We start from the raw sequence: 26,011 nt of genomic DNA, 5'->3' as shown, positions 1-26,011 counted from the left end.
GTTGGTTGGAATACGCCAACCACCCAAACATTTTCTTGTTGTAGTGCTTTAATGGTTCTGGCTAAGTTAGTTACTTGAAATATTTTTAATTGATTTAAAGCGCCTGCCGAAGTTTTGTGTACCAGTGCATTAATCGGTGCAGAGCCGTCTTTATTAATGACCACACAATCAACTCCAGCCGCATTAGCACTACGCAAGCAAGCGCCAAGATTTCTAGGATCTTGAATAGAATCTAAAATCAAGATTAGGGCTGAACTTTCTAGTCTAGAAACAAAACCAATCAGTTCATCCTGGTTGGGCAGGGTGGGTAGCAAAACCTCCGCTGCAATGCCTTGGTGAGTTTGATTTTTCGTTAGTTTGTCTAGCTGCTGTTTATTAGCCTTGGTAATCTTGATACTGAGCTGATTAAACGCAGTAGTGATTTGACTAATGCGCTTGTCATTACGATTATCCAAAGTTAAGACTTTAACAAAGCCTTCTGGAGCTGCATCAAGTTGCGCTTGAATGGCATGAAAGCCAAAAATAATAAGTGTTTTAGACATAGAAATTAAAGATTAAAGTTTGTGATCAAAGATTTCGATATAAGCATCTTTTCTAAGCTTTTTAACCCAATTGTTAAAATAGGTATTTTTTTTCTGACGAATCAATGCGGCTTTAATATTGTTAAGATGATTATCAGCATTGCGCTTTTCAATAATTTTAATCAACCTCCAGCCATTACCAGCTTTAAACGGGGGTGATATCTCATTAATTTTTAGCCCATTTAAAGCTTGGCCAAAAGACTTAGGTAGTCGTTTTTGAACCAACCAGCCCGATTCTCCGCCATTTTTATAAGATTCATCTTGAGAATGTAGTTTGGCTAAATCAGAAAATGATTTGCCATTTTTAATCTGACTAGCAAGATCGGTCAACGAAGCCTTGATAAGCTCATCTTCAGATTGTAATAACGAAGCTGACTCATCGATCGAACTAATGGCAATTTGAGCAATACGAATTTGCTTAACAATATCTTGTTGAGTAGTTGGATTATTGTTCAGCGCTTGGTCGATTTCAGCCTGAGTTAAAACCAAATTAGCCTTGCTATTAACAAACTCTCTTAAACCGTTTAAAGATAGTTTTTGTTTGATGTCGGCCATTACTTGCCCAAATGCTGGACTTGCTTGCAATTGAGAAAGGCTTAGAGAATTTTGCTTGGCGACACGCTTAAGCATATTGTTGATCGCCAAAGCCTTGGGCTCAACACCCAATCGTTCAACTTGTCGCATTTTTAAAATAATGTCGATTTGACGATTAACTGCAGCTAACTTAGCTGCCTTGGAATTGCTATCAATATTAATTGCATCATAAGTCACTAACTCATCATCAACAATAGCAACAATACTATTGCTTGCAGAGAATGCATTTAGCGAGGCGAGTAACGCCAGTAAAGCAAGTTTTTTCATTTTATATGTCGTTTAAATTAGCAAGATAGTTAGGCACTTCTTCTTCAAGGCGAGCAGCCAAACCTGGTGAGGTTGTTGCCAAGCCTTTAAGCACTAGCTCAAAATTAGTGACGTAATCATAGCCATTACCGCTACCCATGTACTTTTTAAAGTGCGCTAAACGCAGTGCCCAACAGCAAGATTCATAAGCAATACCAGTGGTTTCTTTATTGGTGATCGAATCAGTGATTGAACGATTAATACCAGCAAATACATGGATATTTTGCGTTAGTGGATATGCACCATATAATTCGGCTGATTTTTTAGTACCATCATAATGGTGCGCCAAGGTTAAGAATTTTCTAGGATTAAGAATGTAGCTCATCGAACTATCGCGCTTATCAATTTTGTTAGTCTCTGGGTCATACTGTAGTGAATTATTAAAGGTGTAACTGTCAAAGCCAATATCAGCTGACATGACAATATCAGAGTATTTTCTTGTGCCATTGTTTGTCGATATGGCATCACTATAATATGTTTGAGCAGATTTTAAGCTTAAATAAGTTTCGCCGGTTTCTTCATCGATAAAATCTGACTCTAGTCCAAATGTTAAATCATTGGCTTTTCCAATTCGATCAATACCGGTAAATTTTTGTCCAGAAAATAAAGACTCATAAGAGTCAGACTTACTTTCTGAATCAAAGTTTACACTTGGGTCTGTTTTCTCAGGCGTGTAGTTGTAAGCCAATCTTGGTGTTAACGTTTGAATTAAATCTGTGCCAAATAAATTCACCTCTCTTTCTAAGAATAGTTTTGAATCTAGTCCAAAACTGTAGATTGAGCGAGATTCATTGACAGCATTGTCTAAAGCATAATCCGTAGTTGATAAGCTAAGTTTCGGCGTTAATGAGTAAACATCCGTTGTAATTGAACGGTTAAAATTTGCTTGTGCGTGGGTACGAATACCTGTACTGCTAGAAGTCTTATGTGTAAATTTTGTACTTACTAATGACAAATCCATACGACGATTATCCAGCCCAACAAAACCTTTTGAAATAGATAGCTCTGGCGCTCTGGTGTATGAGGCATCTCCAGATGTATCATAATTAACCAATTGCTCAGACTCAGCAAAGAAATTTAGTTTTAGATCTTGATCAGCATCATTAAAAGTTAGGTCAATATGTGAATTAAGCGCGGAATCAGAGGTGTTGGAATGAGCAATCTCTTTAAAGTAGTCTTTGTCAGAAACACGATTAGTAGTAACATTTAATTCTGTTTTTTCGTTGAGAATTAGATCAATACTTGAATTTAACAACCAGCGCTTGTTCTTAGTAATATCGTCTTCATTTAAATAATGACCTTCGATTTCAAAACGACTTTCATCTAAATAGTTATTAGCGGCAATTAGTTGTCGGTACTTACCTTCAACAATACTGCCACGACTTGACAGTTGATTTAAAGTTAATAAGAAATCACGATCTGGCGCAATATTAAAGTAGTAAGGAATTCTAACCTGATAATTACTACCTTGATTGGCGGTTGATTCATTATAGCTACCAAATGCAGGCGCTAAAAATCCAGAACCTCTACCTTCAAGTACCCATTCATGATGTGGTGAATAAAAAACTGGAACACCTAGAAATTCAACCACCACATCACTTGCAACACCACGATTAGTGTTTGAATTTAGCGTGATTTTATCAGCCTTCATTTGCCAATCAGTATTGCCCAATGGACATAAAGAGTAACTAACTGAATCAAACACTTGCTTGGTGCCATCATTAACTACCTGAGTAGCCCGGCCATTTATTTTAGTCTCGGGGTAATGAAATTGCACTTGTTGTAAAGTCACATGATTGTTATCAGCTTGTTTTTTAACCACAGCACTGTCACCGATAAACATCAGCTCATTATCTTGATATTTAACACCGCCTTTAGCAGTTGAGGTTTTATTCGTTTTTTTGATTGTAATTTCATCAGCGGCCAAATAATAAGCACTAGAATTAAGCGAGACATTGCCGGTTAATAAGTATGTATCACCTGTGGTAATTTCACTACGATCTGCAACGACATCTAGATTGTCATCAGTAGACAGCGCTTGCTTAGGAAAAAGCAAACGTGAATCATCACAACTAAGTATGTAGTCTTGGGCGCTTACTACACCTGAAAAAAAGATTAGCGAACAAAGAGTAATTGACTTTTTCATGCTGAATTAGAGTTTTTAAAATGCATTTATTTTAACACTAACTAAATGAAAAAAAGCTGGCATATATTAGTTACATAGACGGGTGTTTATTTGGGTAAAATAACTGAGGTTTTTAACAACAATGGAAGTATTTAAATGGCTAATAGCAACAATCAAACCCCTTGGGGCGGCAACAATCAAACGCCGCCAGAATTGGACGAAGTAATTAAGGAATTTAAAAATAAATTCAATGGTATGTTTGGCTCTAACAAGCCATCAGGCGCACCTAAAGGCAGTGTAAAGTTTATTGCTATTATCGGTGTTTTAATTTGGATGTTATCAGGCATTTATATTATCGACCCTGCTGAAAAAGGTATTGTATTGCGCTTTGGTGCATTCCAAGAAGAGACTGGACAAGGTCCTCATTGGCATATACCATTTCCAATTGAAACTGTTAATCGAATTAACGTAGAGCAAATTAGAACGGCTGAAATCGGCTACCGAAATGCTAGTAGTCGTCGCGTAGGTGGCAACGTTTCTTCTGAGTCAATCATGTTAACTAAAGATGAAAATATGATTGATGCCAAGTTTGCGGTTCAGTATAAAGTTAACGATGCACAAGCTTATTTGTTTAATGTTGCCAATCCTGATACAACATTACGTCAAGTATCAGAAAGTGCAATTCGCCAAGTGGTGGGTCAAAACACCATGGACTACATTCTAACCGAAGGTCGTGTTGATATTGCTGATAGAATTAAAGATCGCTCGCAAGAATTACTAGACTTGTACCAAACAGGCTTATTTATTACTACAGTAAACATGCAAGATGCTCAGCCGCCTGAGCAAGTTCAAGCATCTTTTTCTGATGCAGTTAAAGCGCGTGAAGATAAACAGCGTTTAATCAACGAGGCGCAAACTTACGCAAACGACATTTTGCCTAAGTCTCGTGGTTTGGCAGCAAGACTACTTGAAGAATCAAAAGCTTATAAATCAGAAGTGGTTTCTAAATCAGAGGGTGAATCATCAAGATTTAAGCAAATTTTAACAGAGTATGAAAAAGCCCCTGAAGTAACTAGAGAGCGTCTATACCGTGAAACGATGGAAAGCGTGTTTGCTTCAACTAGCAAGGTTGTGGTTGATTCAAAAGCTAATTCAATGATGTACTTACCCATTGACAAGTTAATCAATGCCAAGCAGTCAAACACTCAAATTACCATTCAAGAATCACAACAACAAATAAACAATCCGAACAACGCCAGAGATGTTTTTCGTAACAGAGGAGTAAGATAATGCAAAAAATAGGATTAATAATAATTGCTGCTGTATTTTTTGTACTGAGTTCAGCACTTTATACCGTTAGCGAAACGCAAACAGCCATCAAGCTTCGATTGGGTGAAATTGTTGCAGTTGATAACACACCTGGCCTTAAGTTTAAGATGCCATTTGTAAACAACGTGGTTAAATTTGATAGTCGTGTGCAAACGCTAGATGCACCTGCTGAGCGCTTTTTAACGGGTGAGAAGAAAAACGTAATTGTTGACTCTTACATTAAATGGCGTATTGTTGATGCGGAGCAGTTCTATAAATCAACCGGCGGTAACATAGCTCGTACCAACAACCGTTTAGCTCAAATTATTAAAACCGGTCTTAAAAGTGAATTTTCAAAGCGCACCATTGCTGATGTAGTATCTGGCGAGCGTAGTGAAATTATGGCTAATATTGCCACACTGGCTAAAAAAGATATTGGTGAATTTGGTATTGAGATTATTGATGTACGTATTAAGCGTATTGACTTATCACAAGAGGTTTCAAACTCAGTTTATCGTCGTATGCAAGCAGAGCGTCAGCGTGTGGCTAAAGAGTTTAGATCTAAAGGTGCAGAAGAGGCCGAAGTAATTCGTGCAGCAGCAGATAAACAAAGAACGATTATCCTAGCAGATGCCTACCGTGATTCTGAAATAATTCGAGGTGAAGGTGATGCGACTTCAGCAAATAACTATGCCAAGGCGTATAGTAAAAATGCTGAGTTTTATTCTTTCTATCGTTCATTAGAATCATACAAAAAATCTTTTGCCAATCAAAATAACGTATTGGTGTTAAATCCGAATACAGAGTTTTTCCGTCACTTTAACCCGCAAGTTAAATAAGCTTATATGAGTACATGGCAACTGCCTGAGGGTATTGACGAATTAAGTGGTGATCAAGCAATGAAGTTTGAAATGCTTCGTCGCTCGCTAATTGACCTATACACAAACAAAGGTTTTGGCTTGGTTGTGCCACCAATGGTAGAACACGTTGATTCATTGCTATTAACCAGTGATGCGGTTAACGAAAAAACATTTAAGTTTTTGGATCCAGCAAGTGGGAAGATGCTTGGCGTACATGCGGATATTACGCCTCAAATTGCTCGCATTGACGCAAAACGCAACAGTAACAAGGTTGAAAAATATTGCTATATCAATGCAATTTTACAAACCAGAGCGGATGACTTTTATGATTCTAGATCTCCAATTCAAGCGGGTGCAGAGCTTTACGGCTCGACAGACACCTCAGCTGATGTAGAGGTTATTGAATTAATGCTAGAAAGTTTAAACCTTCTAGCTATTGATTCAATCGTCATTAGCTTAGGCAATGTGGCTATCTTTGATGCACTTATTACTAGTGAAACTTTAAATATAGTACAAACTAATGAATTGCGTCATATCTTTGCCCATCGTTCTACGCCAGACTTAAACGTATTTATGGGTAACAATACATTAAATAACGCTGCGTTATTTAATGCTTTAATGCAACTAGAGGGTGATGCAAGTGTGCTGAGTAAGGCGCTAGATTTATTTAAAGATTTTCCAGTAGCGCAAGTAGCAATTAAAGATTTACAAGCCATTGACCAAGCACTTCAGGCTAAAGGCATTCAAGCTAGCTATGATTTAGCCGAGTTGCAAACTTATGAATATCATACGGGTGTAGTTTTCTCAGCTTACAACAAACACTATTCAAAAGCATTGGCTCAAGGCGGTCGTTACAACGGCATTGGCGAATCTTTTGGTCAATCAAGAGCAGCGACAGGATTTTCATTTGATTTGAAATTTTTATCCCAATCAAAGTAGTTATTATTAACAAATAAATTATATAGTCAGGAATTAGTATGTCAAAAAATGTAGTCATCATCGGCACCCAGTGGGGCGACGAAGGTAAAGGTAAAATTGTAGATTTAATTACTGATAAGGTTTCTAGTGTTGTACGCTTTCAAGGCGGTCACAACGCAGGCCATACATTGGTTATTGACGGTAAAACAACAGTACTACATTTAATTCCATCAGGTATTTTACGCAACCATGTTGAATGCTTAATTGGTCATGGTGTTGTACTATCAATGTCAGCTTTGATTAAAGAATTAGGTGAGCTTGATACTACAGGTGTTGATGCAAAGTCACGCTTAATGATCGCACCAGGCTGTCCATTGATCATGCCGTACCATGTTGCACTAGATAATGCTCGTGAAGCTAAACGTGGCAAAGCAGCAATTGGTACAACGGGTAATGGCATCGGCCCTGCTTATGAAGATAAAGTCGCTCGTCGCGGCTTGCGTGTTGGCGATTTACTTAATCTTGAATCATTTGCTGAAAAGCTAAAAGACGTAATGGAATACCATAACTTTGCACTAACGAATTATTACAATGCACCGGCACTAGATTTTGACACAGTATTAGCCGAAGCTTTAGAGCAAGCCAATACTGTTATTCCAATGATTACTGATGTCACCGAAAAGATTCATCAGCATATTGCGAATAATGAAAGTATTTTATTTGAAGGCGCCCAGGGCGCACTACTTGATATTGATCAAGGAACGTATCCATTTGTAACCTCTTCTAATACCACTTCAGGTGGCGCAGTAACTGGATCTGGTGTTGGTGTAACCGACATTGACTACGTATGTGGTATTGTTAAAGCCTACACAACTCGTGTTGGTGGTGGCCCATTCCCAACAGAATTAATTTATGATGTTGCTACTGATAAGGGCGATGCAATCGGTAAAGTGTTAGGCACGATCGGTCATGAATTTGGTGCAACAACAGGGCGCCAACGTCGTTGTGGTTGGTTAGATATGGTCACCTTAAATCGCTCATTAAAGCTTAATGCAGTAACAGGTATTTGCCTAACTAAGTTAGACGTATTAGACTCATTGGAGAGTGTTAAAATTTGTATTGCTTATGAATTAAATGGCAAGCAAGTTACAACGCCGCCATACGATGCACAAGGCTATGCAGATGCTGACCCTATCTACATTGAAATGCCAGGCTGGAAAACATCAACCATTGGCACATCTGCTTTTGATGGTTTACCAATCGAAGCTCAAAACTATATTCGTAAAATTGAAGAACTCTCAAATTTACCAATTGATATTTTATCAACCGGACCAGATCGTGATGAAACGCTGATCCTTAATAACCCATTTGACGAGTAATTCATGAAAAAAGATCCGCACCAAAAAAGAGAATCTGAAAAGTACGACAACCCCATCCCTTCAAGAGAGTATATTCTTTCTTTCTTTAAGAAGAAAAAGTCTTTATCAAAATACGACTTATTTGATCTACTAGAAGTAGATGGCAAACAAAAAAAGCCGCTAACACATCGCTTAAAAGCTATGGTTCGTGATGAGCAACTAGATTACAACAAAGAAGGTGACTTCGTTATCTTCGATCCAGAAGCAGGTATTAAAATTGGCATAGTTGTCGCTAACCCTAAAGGTTTTGGCTTTCTTAAATTGGAAGAGGGGGGTCGTGATTTGCGTCTTAACTCTCGTCAAATGCAATTGGTTTTTCATGGTGACAAAGTCAAAGCTCGCTTAATTAGCAAGCGTGGCGATGCCAAAATTATCGAAGTATTAGAGAGTGTTAAGACAGTTGTTGCACGTTTACATATTTCTGACGAAGGCACTTATGCTGTCGTTGATGACAAGCGCATTCGTAACAACATTAACATTCCAAATATTTCTGATGAAAATACCAATGAGCAAATTGTTATTGTTGAAATTACAAAATCGCCGACATTCAAATCACTAGCAGAAGGCAAGATCACTCAAATCTTAGGCTCGTATATGGACGAGGGTGTAGAAACTGATGCAGCTTTATATCGCAATGGTATTCCTGTCGAATTCTCAAAAGAAGCACTAGCCCAAACGGCAAAAATTCCTAGCGAAGTAACCAAACAAGATAAAGTTGGGCGTATCGATATTACTGACATGAAGCTAGTAACTATTGATGGCGAAGATTCTAAAGACTTTGATGATGCGGTATTTGCAGAGTCTACAGCCAATGGCTGGAAATTAGTCGTTGCTATTGCTGACGTTTCTTATTATGTAGAAGAAGGTACGGCACTGGATGCTGATGCTATTGAACGAGGTAATTCAGTTTACTTCCCACGTCGTGTGGTGCCAATGCTGCCTGAAGCCATCTCAAATGGCTTGTGTTCGATTAATCCCGATGTAGAGCGCCTATGTATGACGTGTGAGATGAACATCGATAAATCGGGTAATTTACTTGATTACAAATTCTACCCAGCAGTTATGTTCTCACATGCTCGTTTAACTTATACTAAAGTAAGTGATATCCTTGAACATGATAATCAAGCATTGAAAACTGAATTTGCTCCAGTATTGGATAACTTAAATGACCTATATGATTTATACAAAGTTCTAAAAGCTGCCAGAACCAAGCGTGGCGTCATGGACTTTGATCGTATTGAGTCACAAATCATCTTTAATGATAATGGCAAAATTGAAAACATTGTTGCTCGCTCAAGAAACGATGCACATAAATTGATTGAGGAATGTATGCTAATGGCCAACCAAGCCACAGCAAAATTCTTAGGTGAAAATAAAGAAGATTTCTTATACAGAATCCACCCCAAACCAACAGCTGAAAAAGTAGAAGTGACTCGTCAGTTCTTAACGGCTGTTGGTCTAACGCTAGAAGGTGGCGATCAGCCAGATTCTAAGCACTTCGCAAAAGTATTGGAAGATGCCAAGGGTAGAGATGATGAAAATATCATTAAAACCGTAGTACTTCGTACTATGAAGCAAGCAATTTACACACCAGCAAATGAAGGTCACTTCGGCTTAGCATTTGAAGACTACACTCACTTTACCTCGCCAATTAGAAGATATCCAGACTTACTTGTTCATCGCGCAATTAATCGTGTGTTAAATAAGAAAAGCCCATCATTCATGGGTAAATTAGTTAAAAAAGTTCTAGGTGATAAAAAGAAAGAGCCTTCTAAAAGAATGCTTGAATTGGGTGCAAACCTTTCAGTAACAGAGCGTCGTGCAGACGAGGCTTCTCGCGATGTTGAGCAATGGCTTAAATGTGAATACATGCGCGACAAAGTTGGTGACACGTTCAATGGTGTTATTTCTGGCGTTGCGGGCTTTGGTATCTTCATTGAACTGACTGAGGTATTTGTCGAAGGTATGATTTCTGTACGCGACCTACAAGATGACTATTACAACTTTGATGATATTCATCATCAGCTTAAAGGTGACCGTACTGGAAAAACTTTCCGCTTAGGTGACACCATTAAAATCCAAATTGCCTCGGTTAATTTGGACGATAGACAAATGGTCTTTGTTCCAGCGCCAGAGGAAGATAGCAAAAGTTAATAAAAATGAAACTCTATGCTCCTTGGGAGAAAGCCTTTAAAAAAGTGTCGACACCCTTTGAACATTTTATTCATGCCCAAACTACAACGGGCAAGATTTTAATGTTTATGACAGTACTGGCGTTAATTTTAGCCAACACACCATTAACTGAAAACTACGAACAATTGTTCCATACAAAGATAGATTTCAATGTTGGCTCGTGGAAATTATCGTATAGTCTTCATTATTGGATAAATGATGGATTGATGACTCTGTTTTTCTTCATTATCGGATTAGAAATAAAAAGAGAGATTTTAGTAGGAGAGCTTTCAAATATAAAGGTTGCTATTTTGCCTATTCTAGCAGCTATTGGTGGCATGCTTTTTCCTGCATTAATATACCTAGGTATTAATGTGAATGAAATTGGTGCTGGCGGATGGGGGATTCCAATGGCTACAGATATTGCTTTTGCAATTAGTATATTGGTGTTATTGGGAAAAAGAGTATCTACCGCATTAGTAACATTTTTGGTTGCACTTGCTATTGTTGATGATCTTGGTGCTGTTTTAGTGATTGCAATATTTTATACTGATCAAATTCATATGGTGCCACTTGCTCTATCTGGTGTAACTTTCCTGATTTTAGTGATATTCAATCGTTTTGGCATTCACATGATTCTACCTTATTTTATTGTTGGATCTTTTATGTGGTTCTTTGTGCTTGAATCAGGTGTTCATGCTACTATTGCAGGCGTTATTGCTGCCATGACAATACCTTCAAAACCCAAACAAACCTCTTTAAATCTCTCCAAAGATACTAAAAAATTACTAGATAAATATGACACGTATCCTATCTATGAAAATCACACATTACATGAAGAGCAGAAATCTATTCTAACTAATATACAAGATAGAATTAATGCGGTCAGATCCCCAGCTGCTAGATTGGAGCATGATCTACACCTACCAGTAGCTTTAATTGTTATTCCTTTATTTGCACTTGCTAATGCTGGTATTGCGATTGACTTTAATTCTACTGGCTCTGTTATTATTGAGCCGGTATCAATGGGGATTATTTTTGGACTTATCTTGGGAAAGGTAATTGGAATATTTGGGGTCTCTTGGTTGGCTATTAAATTAAAAATTGCAAAATTACCAGATCAAAGCAGCATGAGCCAAATTTTTGGTGTTGCACTCTTGGGTGGAATTGGCTTTACTATGTCTATATTTATAGCAGATTTGGCATTTTTAAATACACCTGATTTAATCTTTCAGGCCAAAATCGGAATTTTATCAGCCTCATTATTTGCAGGATTATTCGGATTTTTATGGCTTAAATATGTAGCACAAAAATAAGTTTTTTAATCAAAGTATTTTTTAGCTTTCTTTTTTATAATGCGTGTACTTTTTTCGCTACAAGGGTAGTATAGCCACATATTATTTATATGATGGTGTTATGTTTATCAGTGCCTTAGAATTATTTAAAATTGGTATCGGCCCTTCAAGCTCCCATACAATGGGGCCAATGGTTGCTGCGCAAGATTTTATCACTCGCATTCAGAAAAACCCCATCAAAGAAGGTTGTTCAATTCGTTGTACATTAAAAGACTCTTTAGCCTATACAGGGAAAGGTCACTCTAGTGATTGTGCCGTGACACTTGGATTGCATGGATACCAAGCCAAGGACCTCTTAAAGATTGATCCTAATGAGTTAATCAAACAACTCTGGGGAAAGTCATCTATAACACTAGGTGGAAAATCCGTCGCTTTTCACCCAAAGACAGACATTATATTTGATACTAAAGACACCTTAAAGCAACATCCAAATGGCATGGTATTTGAATATCTAAATGCCGATCAAAAAATTTTATGCCAGCAGACTTATTTTTCTATTGGTGGTGGCTTTATTCTACCTTTAGAAGAGATTAATCAATTGCAAGCGCCATTAATTGGCAAGCCTACCACTAAGCATCCTTATGCATTTGATTCTGCTGATCAAATGTTAGAAATGTCTACCACGAGCAATCTATCAATTACGCAAATGAAGCGTGTCAATGAAGCTCAATACCAGTCTCAACAATCGCTTGATAATGGATTGGATAAAATTTGGCAGGCAATGAAAATTTGCATTCACCGAGGTTTGAAAGCTGAAGGTATTTTGCCAGGCGGACTTAATACACCAAGGCGTGCTAAAAACCTATACCAACAACTTAGGCACTCTAAAGACAACGATGCTAATGATTGGCTTTGTGCATATGCTATGGCAGTTAATGAAGAAAATGCAGCAGGGCATATGGTGGTAACAGCGCCAACCAATGGTGCAGCAGGTATTATTCCTGCAGTATTGTATTATTTGGTTGAGCATCAAAAAATTAATGCTCAACAAGTTCGCGATTTTTTACTAACAGCGAGTGCTATTGGTGGGCTGATAAAACATAACAGCTCTATTTCTGGCGCCGAAGTGGGTTGTCAAGGTGAGGTTGGCTCTGCATCTTCAATGGCTGCAGCAGGGATGTGCGCTGTTAAATCTGGTAGTAGTGCACAAATAGAGAATGCAGCAGAAATTGCGCTAGAGCATCATCTGGGCCTAACTTGTGACCCAATCAAGGGCTTGGTTCAAATTCCTTGTATTGAGCGCAATGGCTTTGGTGCAATTAGTGCGCATTTAGCCGCCTCAATTGCACTTAAAGAGGATGGTCAGCACATAGTATCATTGGATAAGTGTATTGAAACTATGAAGAAAACGGGTTTTGACATGTCTAAAAAATACAAAGAAACCTCATTGGGTGGGCTAGCACTAAGCATGACAGAGTGCTAAATAATTAACTGTCAATAAAAAAGGAGGCTTTCGCCTCCTTTTTTTTAATACATTAGATTTAAGCTTAAGTTGTTACTGCGCCTTTAGAAGCTGACTTCGCAAGTTTGGCAAATTTTGCCAACACACCTTTAGTGTAGTTTGGCTTAGGCTGAACCCAATGGGTTAAGCGCTCATCAATAACTGATTGATCAACCAATAATTCTAATATATTATTCTCAGCATCAATTAGAATTTCATCGCCATCTTCAACTACAGCTAACACGCCGCCTTTAAAAGCTTCAGGCGTGATATGGCCAACCACAAACCCGTGCGTTCCACCAGAGAAGCGACCATCAGTGATTAGTGCAACTTCACCACCTAAACCTTTGCCCATTACCGCTGAAGTTGGCGCAAGCATTTCACGCATACCAGGACCGCCGGCTGGACCTTCATAACGAATAACAATCACATCGCCCGATTTAATTTCATCATTCAGTACAGCAGCAAGTGCGTCCTCTTCACGGCCATAGCATTTAGCCACACCCTTGAAACTCAAACCTTCTTTGCCAGTAATTTTAGCAACTGAACCTTCAGAAGCCAAGTTACCACGCAAAATACGTAAGTGTGAATCCTTCTTAATAGGATTGTCTAGTGATTTGATAATATCTTGAGACTCGTCGTACGGCTTAACATCGGCTAAATTTTCAGCCATGGTTTTACCCGTTACCGTCATGCAATCACCATGTAGCATACCTGCATCTAGTAGTGTTTTCATTAATGGCAATGTTCCACCAATTTCAATTAGCTCACTCATCAGGTATTTTCCAGATGGCTTAAGATCAGCAATTACTGGTACGTTAGCGCCAATACGAGTAAAGTCATCAATGCTTAAATCAACGCCAGCAGCATCTGCCATAGCGATTAAATGCAATACTGCATTAGTCGAACCACCCAAAGTGATGATCACAGTAATAGCATTTTCAAACGCTTTCATGGTCATGATGTCATTCGGCTTAATGTCTTTTTCAAGTAAGTTAAGTACCGCCTCACCAGCACGAACACAATCGTTATTCTTATCCGCTGAAATTGCATCTTGCGCAGAAGAATTTGGCAAACTCATGCCTAGGGCTTCAATGGCTGAAGCCATGGTATTAGCGGTATACATACCACCACAAGAGCCAGGACCAGGGATGGCAGTTCTTTCGATGTTTTCAAGTTCAATCGCATCAATAGCATTGTTAGCATATTTACCTACTGCCTCAAATACACTCACTACATCCGTATGATTTTTACCAGGCTGAATAGTGCCACCATAAACAAAAATACCCGGGCGGTTTAATCGAGATAAGCCAATAATACAACCTGGCATATTTTTATCACAACCGCCAATCGCCACCACGCCATCAAAACCCTGACAACCGACTACCGTTTCAATTGAATCAGCAATCACTTCACGAGACACCAATGAGTACTTCATGCCTTCAGAGCCCATTGAAATACCATCTGAAATTGTAATCGTATTAAAAATAACAGCCTTGCCACCAGCTGAATTAACGCCTTTTTCGGCTTCGTCTGCTAGTTTATTAATATGCATATTACAAGGGGTAACCATCGACCAAGTAGAGGCGATACCTACTTGTGGCTTATTGAAATCTTCCTTTTTAAATCCAACTGGATAGAGCATTGCACGCGAAGGCGCTCTTTCATAGCCATCCACAACTTGAGAGGAGAATTTTCTTGTATTAGACATAATTACTTTGTATTGATATAAAGCATTATATTTTAGATTAAAATAGTGTACTTTTAAGCGACAGATCAAAGCTTAAAAATCCATTCCATCAGTTCTCTACTATTGATACAGTAAGCTTATCAGCTCTAGCTTTTGGTGAAACGGTACTAGCCAAGGCCATTGCTAAAGCAGGTATTGAATTTGACAACAAACAGGCACATTCAGCCTTGTATGACACGGTTAAAACCGCTGAATTGTTTTGTCAGATTTTTAATAATTTTGAATTTAATCCAGTCCAAAAAACTGATTAAACTTCAAACGCTGTTTTTGCGCTTGATGAATATCCATTAGCTCAAAACGGACTTTTGCATGAGGTTGTTTTTGTGCAAGCTTGGCCAGATCTAGCGAGAAAACCGTACCAATCTTGGGATAACCACCAATGGTTGGTGCATCTTTAAGTAGAACAATAGGCAAGCCATCTGTGGCAATTTCCACACTACCATAACTCATCCCTTCAGAAATCATCTTACTTTTTTCTATTGCAATTGGCACGCCGTTTAGTCGGCAACCAGCACGATCATTAGCGTTGCTAATGGTGTAAGTTTGATTAAAAAATAAAACTCTTTGAGCCTTACTAAACTGATGATATTGATAACTCGGCAACAATCTTAATACAATGTCTTTATCGTAATTAGGAATGTATTGTGGCGCAATAAAATGGTCAAACTCAATATTCGATGAGTCACAAATAAGCATCTCGTCAGCTTTAAGTTTTGAGCCAATATTTTCTCGTAAATTAACCGATCTAGAATCAAACAAAACCTCAGTATCAAACCCACCTTTAACTGCCAAATAAGCACGTATCCCATGCTTGGGTAAAGTCCAGCTAAGAACATCGCCTTTTTGTATTTGCACACTATGCCAACTAAGTGCGGTTTGATTGTTAACCTTAAAATCCAAATCTGCACCGCAAACACTTATAGCGCAATCATCAAGTGCTTGTAATTCAACGCCACCGAACGTAATCTCTAAAACGGCGTCAGTAGGGCTGTTCTCAAGTAGATGATTAGCCCAGCCATATGCATGCTCATCCATCACCCCTGATTGACTCAATCCATGCGCACCATGGGTGAATCTGCCATAATCTTGAATAGTGGCTAAAAACCCAGGCTTAATAACTTTAAAACTCATAACTGCCCACCATGCTCAATAAACTCTTCGCGTGTAATTGAGTAGAATTTAACTCGATCACCGGTTTTAAATTTATTCAAATTATCAGGATTCTTAAGTGACAAATCTTGCACAGTTCTACCAATAATATTCCAGCCACCTGATGAATCAGTTGGGTAGACGGCCGTTTGACTATCGGCAATACCCACACTACCTGCAGGAATCTTGATTCTTGGTGTAGCTAAGCGTGGCGCTTGTATGCGTATATCTACTTCACCTAAAAAAGTAAATACCGGACTAAAACCAATAGCATAAACTAAATATTCTTTATCACTATGAATCTTGATAAATTCATCCAAATTCAAGTTTTTTTCAGCAAGTAGTCTTTCCAAATCTAGCCCTGATTCAAATCCATAATAAACTGGAATATAAATTAAGTTGGAATCTTCGGTAGTGTTTGAAAATTCAAAATTAGTTAATAAGTTTTGCACCTCAGCTGAAAAGGTTAAATAGTTAACTTTACTTAAATCGTAATGCACTAATAACGATGTATAAGAGGGTGTTAAGTCAATAATTAGCTGAGAAAATTCAGCTTTTAACGCATTTGCAAAATTTGCGATATTTTTAGGCAGTGCACTGTCGATCTTACTACCAAAGTATATAAGGATCGAGTCTTCCCCTGCAAGAATGATTTTATGCATCTTTAAGTCTTGTTAAGGCCTCTACAGAAGCTGGATTGTCACTATGAAAGCAAATTGTATCAATTTTTAGGGTTTTATCGTTACTAAATCGCCAAAATTGCTCAATAATGGCATTATATTCATTTAAAACTGCACCTTCCTCACTTCTAGCGATCATGTGCATAGCGTTATAGCCACGATCAGCAAACACTTCGCGTAAAAAACCACCATTTTGATTATTTTCAAAATTTTTAAAATGTTCTTCATTGCCCACTTGCACAACCAAAATCAAGCTTGGATCGATTGACTCAATTACCTTGCAAATAACCCCTAGCACTGATTGCTGATGAGTCATGTCATGATACAAAGCACCATGTGGCTTTATATACGCCAAAGTTGCGCCGTGCTGAATACAAAGATTTTGAAAATGAGACACTTGAGATTGAATCAAATCAAACAATTCATCATCCGATAGCATGTAGCTAACACGGCCAAAATTAACGCTATCGTTGTAGCTAGGATGTGCACCAATTTTAACGTTATTTTTTAGCGCCAATTTAATGGCGTCAATCATGCTTTTATCATTACCCACATGCCCACCGCAAGCAATATTAGCCATGCCAATCAGTGGCATTACTTGTGCATCTGGATTGGGCGTTAAACATTCCCCAAGATCGCAATTAATCATTAACATGGTTACAAATTATAAAGCAATCACGAATTAAAAAATGTCAGGATTAATTGGATATATTGGCGCCTTAGCTGATGACTTATCAGCAGTCGCTGCAAAAGTAGCAGCGGGATCACTGGATGATATCGCCAATCAAACAGCTAAATCATTATCAAAAACCGCCGGTATCTTAATTGATGACACGGCCACCATTCCGCAATATGTTAGTAACACAGCTGCCAAACGTGAGCTACCGGTTATTTGGAAAATTACCAAAAAGTCATTACGCAATAAAGCCATCATGATTCCAATTGCAATACTCATTACCTATTTTGCACCTTGGATTATGGCACCAATATTAATTTTAGGCGGCTCTTACTTAGCTTATGAAGGCACTGAATCTTTAGGTGAGAAGCTAGGACTCATTAAGCCGCATGAAAACACTCATGAACATTCAATTCCTAATACTGATGATTTAACTGCAGCGGAGGATCAAACGGTTAATTCAGCAGTGAGGACAGATACCATTTTATCAATTGAAATTGTAGCCCTAACCATTGCTTCGGTGGCGACAGAGTCTTTATCAACCCAATTAGGCGTTTTGATTATTGTTGGACTGATTGCCACTTTTGCGGTGTATGGCATTGTCGGTATGATTATTAAGATGGATGATGTGGGTTTTTATCTACAAGAAAAACAAAATAAATTGTATCAAGCCATTGGCTCTTTTCTAATTAGAGCTATGCCAAAAATATTAAAATCACTAGGCTGGATTGGTATGGTAGCCATGCTCATGGTTGGCGGCTCAATCATTATTCATAATATTGATCAGCTGCATTTTTTGGTAATTTTAGGTCATGACTTGCCGTCAATCCTACCGCTGGCCATGGAATTATTTTTTGTACCTATTGGAATTTCTCTAACTGTTGGAAGTCTAATTACAATGAGTATTTTAAAATTTCAACAAAGGTACGCATAGCGTATTAGCAGCGACTTGTATATAATACAAAGCTGAAATAAATCACAAGCAAACTATGAATTACATTAAACAAATGTTCGAGTTGCAACAGCAGCTTAATGATGCCACAAATGGCGAAATATGGACCGAAGGTGCAACCAAAGAGGGTCGTCAGATTTCATGGTTGCGTTGTATTTATATGGAAGCTGCTGAAGCCATTGATTCATTTAATTGGAAGCATTGGAAAGATCTTGACGCCAAACCTGATCTTGGTAATGCCAGAGTCGAGTTAGTTGATATCTGGCATTTCATAATGTCTGAAGCCATTCATTTTGGCGATGCTGGCTTTGCTGAAATGTACAACGATATGAAGCCTGAGCGCGACACCGATCCTGAAAAATTAGTTGAAATTTTAGAAAAAATGATTGCTGTTGCAGCAAGCGCTAACGTCGATCAATCACAAAATTCTTTGTACCAATTATTTGCTTTATTTTTCCAAGCGATTGCACACATGGAAATGGATGTGCCAGAATTGTACAGGCGCTACCTGGTTAAAAACCAGCTTAATACATTCAGACAAGATAACGGCTATAAAGATGGTTCATATGTAAAAATATGGGGTGATGTAGAAGATAACGTTGTTGCCTTTAAGATTATGGATGACAATCCTGAATTGACACCTGAGGATTTATACAAAAAACTAGAAGAAGCCTACAAGCAGGTTAGCTAGGTGTCTAACACAATCAAACTAACTGAATATAGCCATGGACAAGGCTGTGGTTGTAAAATCTCTCCTAAAGTTTTAGATAAAATTTTAGAATCTTCACTTACCGATATTAACGATCCTAATTTATTAGTAGGCAATGCATCGCGTGATGATGCAGCTGTGTATGATCTTGGCAATGGTGAAGCAATCATTAGTACCACTGATTTTTTTATGCCGATTGTTGACGATCCATTTACCTTTGGGCGCATTGCAGCGACTAATGCTATTAGTGATATTTATGCTATGGGCGGCTCACCGATTATGGCCATTGCCATTTTTGGTTGGCCACTTGATAAGCTCCCGCCAGAAGTGGGCCAACAAGTGATTGAAGGCGGACGCAGTGTTTGTATAGAGGCAGGCATCTCATTGGCTGGTGGACATAGTATTGATGCACCTGAGCCTATTTTTGGCCTAGCTGTAACTGGCAGGGTGGCGATCAAACACCTTAAAGAAAATTCAAAAGCAAAAGTGGGTGACAAAATTTATTTAACCAAGCCACTAGGTATTGGCATTTTAACCACCGCGCAAAAACAAAAGAAAATTACCCTCGAGGACGAAACTCGCGCTATTAATACTATGTGCGCTTTAAATGATATTGGCACAAAACTATCTAAGATTGAAGGTGTTAACGCCATTACTGATGTGACTGGTTTTGGCTTGGGCGGGCATTTGATTGAAGTTTGTCAAGGCTCTAAAGTGTCTGCTACTATCGATTATGCCAAAGTGCCCACCTTGCCAAACATTAAAAACTATTTAGTCAATGGCTGTTCACCAGGTGGCGCACAGCGTAATTTTGATAGCTACGGCCAACATTTAAGCCCAATGAATAGCGAAGTTCAATCCATTATTTGCGATCCACAAACCAGTGGTGGCTTGCTCATTATGGTGAATGATAATGCTCAAAATGAATTTCAAAGCATTATGCGCTCAGCTGGATTTGAGCTTGAGGCTATTGGTGAAATTACTCAATTAGACAATAAGGTAGCAACTGTCACCATCAATGGATAAAACACTCACTCAAATTGAAGATTTTCGCTCGTTAGTAACAAGCGACACCCCGATGTTTGACACGCGTGCGCCGATTGAGTTTATACAAGGCGCTTTTCCAAATACTCAAAACATACCCTTAATGAGTGACAAAGAGCGTGAGCTAGTTGGCACTTGTTATAAAAACAAAGGCCAAGAGCAGGCTATTGTTTTAGGGCATGAATTAGTACAAGGCGAGGCAAAACAAGCTCGGCTTAATGCTTGGCTTAAATTTATCAAAAAACACCCTGATGGCGCTTTATATTGCTTTCGAGGTGGCATGCGTAGTCAAATCACTCAAGAGTGGATTTATGAAGCGACAAGCATTGACTATCCACGACTAAAGGGTGGCTACAAAGCACTGCGTCGTTATCTAATTGATGAAACTGATCGTATTATGAATAAAATCACCCCAGTGGTGATTGGCGGCCAAACAGGCTGTGGAAAAACTTTACTACTAGATAAAATCCATCAACAAATTGATTTAGAGGGTTTGGCCAATCATCGAGGCTCTGCTTTTGGTAATACCACAACTTCTCAACCTACTCAAATTGCATTTGAAAATGAGCTTGCTATTGAGCTAATTAAAAAACAAGATTATTCTCATTTGATCTTTGAAGATGAGGGTGCTAATGTTGGCACTGTGCATATCCCTGATTGTGTTAAAAACAAAACTTCTCAGGCTGATTTAATTCTATTGGAGGCAACCACGCAAGAGCGTATTGAGGTTAGTATGAATGCTTACGTGATTCATATGCATGATAACTTTATAAATCAAAATACTGAAAATGGCTTTGATAATTTTGCCAATTATTGGCTTAGAAGTCTAGAAAAAATTCAGAAACGATTAGGATTAAAGCGCTATAAAATCATGAAATCAGAAGTTGCGTTAGCTTTAAACGACTACCAAAATACTAATAATTTTGATGGTTTTTTACCTATTGTAAAATCACTATTAGTTGATTATTATGATCCGATGTACAACTACCAAATTCAAAAGAAACTAGATCGTGTAGTTTTTAAAGGCAACAGCCAAGAGGTGTTAGACTATATTCATCACTTATCAATCTCTTGATCCTATTTCAATATCAGTAATAGGCTTAGCCTGACAGGCTAATATTTCACCATGAGATAACGGCACTAAACAATCTTGATGCAAGACATCACCTTTTAGCAGCTGCAAAATGCAAGAGCCACAATGCCCTTGTCGGCACGAATGGCTAATTAGAATACTATGCTCTTCCAGCTCAGTAAGAATCGATTGTTCGCCATATACATACAGCGATTCAGTTTTGCCGTTAACATTGTTAACATCGATTTTAAACATAGATTAGTTATAGTTTAAAGTCACCAAAATCAGAATCATCTTGCTCTAGCGTGTTATCAATTGCACTCACCAAATAAGAGGTGATTTCAGTTTCTTGAGGAGCAACTTGTACATTGTCGGAATCTAGCCAATGATTGATCCATGGCAGAGGATTGCTACGCTCTTCAAAAATTGGCTTAAGATTAATAGCACTCATTCTAATGTTAGTGATATATTCTAAATATTGTTTTAGAATTTCAGCATTTAGGCCAATCATTGAGCCATCACGGAATAGATATTCCGCCCAATTTTTCTCTTGTTCGCAAGCATCCCTAAACATTTGAACCACTTCTTTTTCGCAGTCTTTAGCAATGCTGGCCATTTCCAGATCATCCTTACCTTCGCAAATAAGATTGATCATGTGCTGAGTGCCGGTTAAATGTAGCGCTTCATCACGTGCAATCATCTTAATAATCTTGGCATTACCCTCCATAACTTTACGCTCGGCAAAAGCAAACGAACAAGCAAAAGATACATAAAAACGCACCGCTTCAAGAATGTTAACCGACATAATGGTTAAATATAATTTACGTTTAAGGCACTTAAGATCGATGGTTGTTTGCTCACCATTTAGATCATGCGTACCTTCGCCATGCAACAAGTAGGCTTGAGAGCATTTAATCAGCTCATCATAATGCTTGGAAACGCTCTCGGCACGTTCAATAATTTGTTCGGTTTTCATGATGTCGTCAAATACTGCACCAGGTTCATTAACAATAGCGCGAATAATATGCGTGTAAGAGCGTGAGTGAATGGTTTCAGAAAAACTCCAAGTTTCAATCCAGTTTTCTAATTCTGGCAAAGAGACGATTGGCAAAAAAGCAATATTTGGACTGCGACCTTGGACAGAGTCCAACAAAATTTGATATTGTAAGTTTGATAAAAAGATGTGTTTTTCATTAGGCAAAAGCTTAGCAAAATCCATCTTATCTTTAGAAACATCAATCTCCTCGGGGCGCCAGAAAAATGACAACTGCTTTTCTGTCAATTTTTCAAACATTTCAAACTTTTGCTTATCAAAGCGGGCAACGTTCACACTCTCACCAAAAAACATGGGTTGAGTTAATGTGTCGACAATTTTTTTATTAAAGATAGAATATGACATAATTAATTCCTAAAGTTTACAAACGCCATCGGCACAGGCATTGTCGTCGTCTTTTTCAAGCATATCAGCACCACCACCATCACGCGTAGTATGGTAATAAAGCGTCTTAACGCCATATTTATAAGCTTTTAAAAGATCCATTAAAAACAACTTCATCGGCACTCTGTTGCCACTAAATTGAGATGGGTCGTAATGCGTATTGGTACTAATTGACTGATCAACAAACTTCTGCATAATTGCACATAATTGCAAATAACCTTCGTTGTTTTTAATATCCCAAAGCAATTCATACTTATCTTTTAAGTTTTCATAATCAGGCACAATTTGCTTTAAGATGCCATCTTTAGATTGCTTGATAGAGACAAAACCTCGCGGTGGCTCAATGCCGTTAGTTGAATTAGAAATTTGAGAAGAGCTTTCACACGGCATAAGTGCTGTTAAGGTAGAGTTTCTTAGGCCAGTTTTTTTAATATCACTACGCAACTGATCCCAATCTAGTTTTAGTTCGAAACCACAAAAATCATCAACATCCTTTTTATAAGTGTCGATTGGAAGCACGCCTTTTGCATACTGGGTCTCATTAAATAATGGGCAGGCGCCTTTTTCGTTAGCAAGTATATTCGACGCTTTAAGAGAATAATACTGCAAAGCTTCAAAAGCTTTATGAATCAACTCATTGCCTGATCCATCTGAATATTTAACATTATTTTTGGCTAGATAATAAGCCAAGTTTGTTACACCAATACCCAAAGTACGGCGATTCATACTAGCAATTTTCGCTGCTTTAATCGGATAATCTTGGTAGTCAAGCAGCGAATCCAAAGCACGCACAATAATATCGGTAATGTCTTCTAACTCATCGAGTGATTCAAGTGCGCCTAAATTAACAGCTGAAAGCGTACATAAGGCCACTTCACCTTTTTCATCTTGGACAGAGTGCAATGGTTTGGTCGGTAAGGTAATCTCCATACAAAGGTTTGATTGACGAACCGGTGCAATTTTTGAATCAAAAGCGCCATGAGTATTACAATGATCAACATTTTGCAAGTAGATGCGCCCTGTATTGGCACGCTCTTGCATAAACTTAGCAAACAAATCTCTAGCCTTGATAGTTTGCTTTCGAATTGAATCATCTGCTTCATAAAGCTCATACAAACGCTTAAATTCAGCCTGATCTTCAAAATAAGCATCGTACAAGCCTGGCACTTCATGTGGTGAAAATAACGTAATATCGCCATCCGCCAAAAATCGCTGGTACATCAAACCATTAAACTGAACACCGTAATCTAGATGGCGAATTCTATTTTCATCAGTACCCGTGTTATTTTTAAGCACCAATAAACTCTCAACCTCTAAATGCCATAACGGGTAGAAGAGGGTGGCCGCACCACCACGAACACCACCTTGAGAACAAGACTTTACCGCCGTATGAAAATGCTTATAAAAAGGAATACAGCCTGTATGTGTTGCTTCGCCATTACGAATAGGGCTACCAATAGCGCGAATACGACCAGCATTAACACCGATACCTGCACGCTGAGAAACATACTTAACAATAGCACCTGCTGTTGCGCTGATTGAATCAAGATCATCGTCTGTTTCAATTAATACACAAGAAGAGAACTGACGCGTAGGTGTGCGAACACCTGCCATAATCGGTGTTGGCAATGAAATTTTAAACAAAGATACAGCATCATAAAAACGCTTAACAATAGCCATTCTAGCTTGCGCTTCATATTCTTGAAATAAACACATACCCACCAACATGTAAAGCTGCTGTGGAGATTCATAAATAGCACCAGTGACGCGGTTTTGAACAAGGTACTTACCTTCAAGCTGCTTAACAGCTGCGTAAGAAAACTTCATATCACGCCAATGATCAATACATTCATCAAGCTCCTCAATTTCAACCTGAGTATATTTGTCCAAAATATCTTTATCGTAAATACCAAGATCAGTAAATTTTGTAACGTGTTCAAAAAGTGCTGGCGGGGTGAATGATTTAAAGGCTTTTTTACGTAAATGAAAGATTGCTAAACGCGCTGCTAAATATTGATAATCAGGGGAATCTGTAGAGATTAAATCAGCTGCAGATTTAATAATGGTTTCATGAATATCTTCAGTCTTAATTCCGTCGAAAAATGCCAATTGAGCATTGATCTCAACTTGACTAACGCTTACTCCTTTTAAGTCCTGAGAAGCCCAGTGTACAACACGGTGAATTTTCTCCATATCGATTGGCTCTTGCTGGCCATTTCGCTTGGTGACTTTGATATTTTGATTCATTTATTCCCCGAGTGGTAAACACTACATATAGTGTTTGTAAAAGATAACTGCAACTAAATATAGTGTATTTCATACTTTTTTGCAAGTGTTAAAAACATCAAAAAACACTCAAAAACGCCAAACAACTTGGTGCAAAAGGGATTGCGAGAATGAAAATAAATTAAAATAATTTTGGCTATTTTTAACCTTAAATATCATCAATTTATGATGTCATAATATTACTTTTTAGTAATAAAAAGCGCAAAGCCTGACACAGCAACTTTTGTTAAAAATTAGCAAAAATATTACCCAGAAAAACGATAATTTAAGTCAAAAAAACTTAAATTGGAGAAGCGATTAATTGAGACTCGTCTAGGCCGTTTTCAAGCAATATTTCACCTAAATAAATCAACACTTCAGCAGGGGTACAAATGTACACTTCTGATTGATTAATAACCTGATGATCAAGTGAATCATAAATTTGTTTGGCCACTTTATGGCAATCATTATGACTTGAGCGATCAAACTCACATGCAATTGTCTGATAATGATATTCATCCATAACCGCACTCCATGATTGAGCGTAGTTGTCAAAGTAGGGAATTGAGTCAGTAGCAGGGTAGGCCCAATAAAAATACACAGGATTGGGCATTTCAAGTGAAAATGCATGTTCAACAAGGCTTCTAATTGGGGCAAAACCACTATCCCAGGCAATAAAAACCATGGACTTGGTAGATAACTCTTTTAAAACAAAAATGCCTTTAGGGCCGTTTAAATCAAGCTTAGACTTAGTTTTAATTGATTTAGAGAAGATGGCTTGAGAAAAACTGTCTTCATTAAGTAAGCGAATATGAAACTCAAGCTCCATTCCATGACAAGGACATGAGGAAATAGGGTAGCGAGAAGTGACACCTTTAAAGCTTAATTCAACGTCTTGGCCTGCCATAAATTGTAGAGTTTTAGATCTGGGTGTTCGCACACTAACAATTGCCATATCATCACTAATAAAGTGAATATTTTCAATCTTAACTTGAATCTTTTGAAGTGGAATTGACCTAACATCACCAATCAAATCAACATCAATTTTGATATCTGATTTTGGAGAATAACAACACATTAAAAAAGTATTGTCGTCTAATTCATCTTTAGAAAGTGTGTAGTCATGATGTTTTAATTTTTTAACACTACCTTTAATAAGCTTAGCCTTGCATGCGCCACAAGTGCCATTACTACATTC

The 26,011-nt window shown here is 38.1% G+C and carries 22 protein-coding genes and 1 pseudogene; 12 read left to right on the top strand and 11 right to left on the bottom strand.

The annotated features are described in order from the left end of the window. From BTHERMOSOX_RS03685 to BTHERMOSOX_RS03675, 3 genes are all read right to left on the bottom strand, one after another. Window positions 1-542, bottom strand: a 542-nt coding sequence (locus tag BTHERMOSOX_RS03685; protein ID WP_138119544.1) for a TrmH family RNA methyltransferase, incomplete at its 3' end; no start/stop codon positions are given. 12 nt (window positions 543-554) lie between these two features. Beyond that, a complete protein-coding gene (locus tag BTHERMOSOX_RS03680; protein WP_138119542.1) occupies window positions 555-1,442 on the bottom strand; it encodes a peptidylprolyl isomerase in 888 nt (295 codons plus the stop codon). Between the two features lies 1 nt (window position 1,443). Further along, window positions 1,444-3,627, bottom strand: coding sequence for an LPS-assembly protein LptD (locus BTHERMOSOX_RS03675; RefSeq protein ID WP_138119540.1), 2,184 nt, complete (start codon window positions 3,625-3,627; stop codon window positions 1,444-1,446). A 135-nt stretch (window positions 3,628-3,762) separates the two neighbouring features. On the opposite strand from BTHERMOSOX_RS03675, the gene hflK reads away from it, so the two are divergent. The 7 genes from hflK (at window position 3,763) to BTHERMOSOX_RS03640 (ending at window position 13,060) form a co-directional block, all read left to right on the top strand. After that, the gene (hflK, locus tag BTHERMOSOX_RS03670) at window positions 3,763-4,896 is read left to right on the top strand and encodes an FtsH protease activity modulator HflK (RefSeq protein WP_138119538.1); all 1,134 of its coding nucleotides are present in this window, start codon (window positions 3,763-3,765) and stop codon (window positions 4,894-4,896) included. Continuing rightward, window positions 4,896-5,753: a protease modulator HflC gene (gene hflC, locus BTHERMOSOX_RS03665; RefSeq protein WP_138119536.1), complete on the top strand. Its 858-nt coding sequence runs from the start codon at window positions 4,896-4,898 to the stop codon at window positions 5,751-5,753. The genes hflK and hflC overlap by 1 nt, the downstream gene beginning before the upstream one ends. Window positions 5,754-5,759: 6 nt before the next feature. Beyond that, window positions 5,760-6,713 carry an ATP phosphoribosyltransferase regulatory subunit gene (locus BTHERMOSOX_RS03660; protein WP_138119534.1) on the top strand — a complete coding sequence of 318 codons (954 nt, stop codon included), beginning with the start codon at window positions 5,760-5,762 and terminating at the stop codon, window positions 6,711-6,713. Between the two features lie 38 nt (window positions 6,714-6,751). Next, the gene (locus BTHERMOSOX_RS03655) at window positions 6,752-8,071 is read left to right on the top strand and encodes an adenylosuccinate synthase (protein ID WP_138119532.1); all 1,320 of its coding nucleotides are present in this window, start codon (window positions 6,752-6,754) and stop codon (window positions 8,069-8,071) included. 3 nt (window positions 8,072-8,074) lie between these two features. Next, entirely contained in the window at window positions 8,075-10,264 is a 2,190-nt protein-coding gene (gene rnr, locus BTHERMOSOX_RS03650) for a ribonuclease R (protein ID WP_138119530.1), read from the top strand. A 5-nt stretch (window positions 10,265-10,269) separates the two neighbouring features. Then, window positions 10,270-11,598 carry a Na+/H+ antiporter NhaA gene (gene nhaA / locus BTHERMOSOX_RS03645; RefSeq protein ID WP_138119528.1) on the top strand — a complete coding sequence of 443 codons (1,329 nt, stop codon included), beginning with the start codon at window positions 10,270-10,272 and terminating at the stop codon, window positions 11,596-11,598. A 100-nt stretch (window positions 11,599-11,698) separates the two neighbouring features. Beyond that, window positions 11,699-13,060, top strand: coding sequence for an L-serine ammonia-lyase (locus BTHERMOSOX_RS03640; RefSeq protein WP_138119526.1), 1,362 nt, complete (start codon window positions 11,699-11,701; stop codon window positions 13,058-13,060). A gap of 64 nt (window positions 13,061-13,124) precedes the next feature. On the opposite strand, the gene ilvD is transcribed toward BTHERMOSOX_RS03640, so the two are convergent. Beyond that, a complete protein-coding gene (gene ilvD, locus BTHERMOSOX_RS03635; RefSeq protein ID WP_138119524.1) occupies window positions 13,125-14,789 on the bottom strand; it encodes a dihydroxy-acid dehydratase in 1,665 nt (554 codons plus the stop codon). 62 nt (window positions 14,790-14,851) lie between these two features. Here ilvD and BTHERMOSOX_RS03630 point away from each other — a divergent pair. Further along, window positions 14,852-15,079, top strand: a pseudogene (locus BTHERMOSOX_RS03630) (ribonuclease T); the annotation flags it as partial. Here the strand turns inward: BTHERMOSOX_RS03630 and BTHERMOSOX_RS03625 are convergent. Genes BTHERMOSOX_RS03625 through BTHERMOSOX_RS03615 form a run of 3 tightly spaced genes read right to left on the bottom strand, consistent with a single transcriptional unit; the run spans window position 15,054 to window position 17,312 of the window. After that, on the bottom strand, window positions 15,054-15,959 hold the full coding sequence (locus BTHERMOSOX_RS03625; RefSeq protein ID WP_138119522.1) for a 5-oxoprolinase subunit C family protein: 906 nt from the start codon (window positions 15,957-15,959) through the stop codon (window positions 15,054-15,056). The pseudogene BTHERMOSOX_RS03630 and the gene BTHERMOSOX_RS03625 overlap by 26 nt on opposite strands. After that, window positions 15,956-16,639 carry a 5-oxoprolinase subunit PxpB gene (gene pxpB / locus BTHERMOSOX_RS03620; protein WP_138119520.1) on the bottom strand — a complete coding sequence of 228 codons (684 nt, stop codon included), beginning with the start codon at window positions 16,637-16,639 and terminating at the stop codon, window positions 15,956-15,958. The genes BTHERMOSOX_RS03625 and pxpB overlap by 4 nt, the downstream gene beginning before the upstream one ends. Then, the gene (locus BTHERMOSOX_RS03615) at window positions 16,632-17,312 is read right to left on the bottom strand and encodes a LamB/YcsF family protein (RefSeq protein WP_138119518.1); all 681 of its coding nucleotides are present in this window, start codon (window positions 17,310-17,312) and stop codon (window positions 16,632-16,634) included. The genes pxpB and BTHERMOSOX_RS03615 overlap by 8 nt, the downstream gene beginning before the upstream one ends. Before the next feature lie 34 nt (window positions 17,313-17,346). Here BTHERMOSOX_RS03615 and BTHERMOSOX_RS03610 point away from each other — a divergent pair, with 34 nt between their 5' ends. From BTHERMOSOX_RS03610 to mnmH, 4 genes are read left to right on the top strand one after another with little or no spacing between them, the layout of a single operon-like run. After that, a complete protein-coding gene (locus BTHERMOSOX_RS03610; protein WP_138119516.1) occupies window positions 17,347-18,267 on the top strand; it encodes a DUF808 domain-containing protein in 921 nt (306 codons plus the stop codon). Between the two features lie 55 nt (window positions 18,268-18,322). Continuing rightward, window positions 18,323-18,976 (top strand): dUTP diphosphatase, encoded by a 654-nt coding sequence (locus BTHERMOSOX_RS03605; RefSeq protein WP_138119514.1) that lies wholly within the window; start codon window positions 18,323-18,325, stop codon window positions 18,974-18,976. Next, complete coding sequence (selD, locus tag BTHERMOSOX_RS03600; RefSeq protein WP_138119512.1) at window positions 18,977-20,020, top strand: selenide, water dikinase SelD; 1,044 nt, start codon at window positions 18,977-18,979, stop codon at window positions 20,018-20,020. Further along, complete coding sequence (mnmH, locus tag BTHERMOSOX_RS03595) at window positions 20,013-21,113, top strand: tRNA 2-selenouridine(34) synthase MnmH (protein WP_138119510.1); 1,101 nt, start codon at window positions 20,013-20,015, stop codon at window positions 21,111-21,113. Before selD ends, mnmH begins: the two co-directional genes overlap by 8 nt. Here the strand turns inward: mnmH and BTHERMOSOX_RS03590 are convergent. From BTHERMOSOX_RS03590 to BTHERMOSOX_RS03575, 4 genes are all read right to left on the bottom strand, one after another. Continuing rightward, window positions 21,102-21,365, bottom strand: coding sequence for a 2Fe-2S iron-sulfur cluster-binding protein (locus tag BTHERMOSOX_RS03590; protein ID WP_138119508.1), 264 nt, complete (start codon window positions 21,363-21,365; stop codon window positions 21,102-21,104). The two genes, mnmH and BTHERMOSOX_RS03590, sit on opposite strands and share 12 nt — an antisense overlap. Before the next feature lie 7 nt (window positions 21,366-21,372). Further along, window positions 21,373-22,509, bottom strand: a complete 1,137-nt coding sequence (gene nrdB, locus BTHERMOSOX_RS03585; RefSeq protein ID WP_138119506.1) for a class Ia ribonucleoside-diphosphate reductase subunit beta — start codon at window positions 22,507-22,509, stop codon at window positions 21,373-21,375. Window positions 22,510-22,518: 9 nt separating this feature from the next. Then, window positions 22,519-24,795 carry a class 1a ribonucleoside-diphosphate reductase subunit alpha gene (gene nrdA, locus BTHERMOSOX_RS03580; protein ID WP_138119504.1) on the bottom strand — a complete coding sequence of 759 codons (2,277 nt, stop codon included), beginning with the start codon at window positions 24,793-24,795 and terminating at the stop codon, window positions 22,519-22,521. A gap of 319 nt (window positions 24,796-25,114) precedes the next feature. After that, window positions 25,115-26,011: FAD-binding oxidoreductase (locus tag BTHERMOSOX_RS03575; RefSeq protein WP_138119502.1), on the bottom strand; the 897-nt coding region annotated here is incomplete at its 5' end.

Source organism: Bathymodiolus heckerae thiotrophic gill symbiont (assembly GCF_900128515.1).
Taxonomy (GTDB): domain Bacteria; phylum Pseudomonadota; class Gammaproteobacteria; order PS1; family Pseudothioglobaceae; genus Thioglobus_A.
Note: the sequence above shows the minus strand (reverse complement) of the source record. Positions and strands in the feature narration are given on the sequence as shown.

Coding starts and splice junctions, on each gene's coding strand:
- BTHERMOSOX_RS03680 (WP_138119542.1), bottom strand. CDS start 1,442: ATGAAAAAACTTGCTTTACTGGCGTTACTCGCCTCGCTAAATGCATTC.
- BTHERMOSOX_RS03675 (WP_138119540.1), bottom strand. CDS start 3,627: ATGAAAAAGTCAATTACTCTTTGTTCGCTAATCTTTTTTTCAGGTGTA.
- hflK (WP_138119538.1), top strand. CDS start 3,763: ATGGCTAATAGCAACAATCAAACCCCTTGGGGCGGCAACAATCAAACG.
- hflC (WP_138119536.1), top strand. CDS start 4,896: ATGCAAAAAATAGGATTAATAATAATTGCTGCTGTATTTTTTGTACTG.
- BTHERMOSOX_RS03660 (WP_138119534.1), top strand. CDS start 5,760: ATGAGTACATGGCAACTGCCTGAGGGTATTGACGAATTAAGTGGTGAT.
- BTHERMOSOX_RS03655 (WP_138119532.1), top strand. CDS start 6,752: ATGTCAAAAAATGTAGTCATCATCGGCACCCAGTGGGGCGACGAAGGT.
- rnr (WP_138119530.1), top strand. CDS start 8,075: ATGAAAAAAGATCCGCACCAAAAAAGAGAATCTGAAAAGTACGACAAC.
- nhaA (WP_138119528.1), top strand. CDS start 10,270: ATGAAACTCTATGCTCCTTGGGAGAAAGCCTTTAAAAAAGTGTCGACA.
- BTHERMOSOX_RS03640 (WP_138119526.1), top strand. CDS start 11,699: ATGTTTATCAGTGCCTTAGAATTATTTAAAATTGGTATCGGCCCTTCA.
- ilvD (WP_138119524.1), bottom strand. CDS start 14,789: ATGTCTAATACAAGAAAATTCTCCTCTCAAGTTGTGGATGGCTATGAA.
- BTHERMOSOX_RS03625 (WP_138119522.1), bottom strand. CDS start 15,959: ATGAGTTTTAAAGTTATTAAGCCTGGGTTTTTAGCCACTATTCAAGAT.
- pxpB (WP_138119520.1), bottom strand. CDS start 16,639: ATGCATAAAATCATTCTTGCAGGGGAAGACTCGATCCTTATATACTTT.
- BTHERMOSOX_RS03615 (WP_138119518.1), bottom strand. CDS start 17,312: ATGTTAATGATTAATTGCGATCTTGGGGAATGTTTAACGCCCAATCCA.
- BTHERMOSOX_RS03610 (WP_138119516.1), top strand. CDS start 17,347: ATGTCAGGATTAATTGGATATATTGGCGCCTTAGCTGATGACTTATCA.
- BTHERMOSOX_RS03605 (WP_138119514.1), top strand. CDS start 18,323: ATGAATTACATTAAACAAATGTTCGAGTTGCAACAGCAGCTTAATGAT.
- mnmH (WP_138119510.1), top strand. CDS start 20,013: ATGGATAAAACACTCACTCAAATTGAAGATTTTCGCTCGTTAGTAACA.
- BTHERMOSOX_RS03590 (WP_138119508.1), bottom strand. CDS start 21,365: ATGTTTAAAATCGATGTTAACAATGTTAACGGCAAAACTGAATCGCTG.
- nrdB (WP_138119506.1), bottom strand. CDS start 22,509: ATGTCATATTCTATCTTTAATAAAAAAATTGTCGACACATTAACTCAA.
- nrdA (WP_138119504.1), bottom strand. CDS start 24,795: ATGAATCAAAATATCAAAGTCACCAAGCGAAATGGCCAGCAAGAGCCA.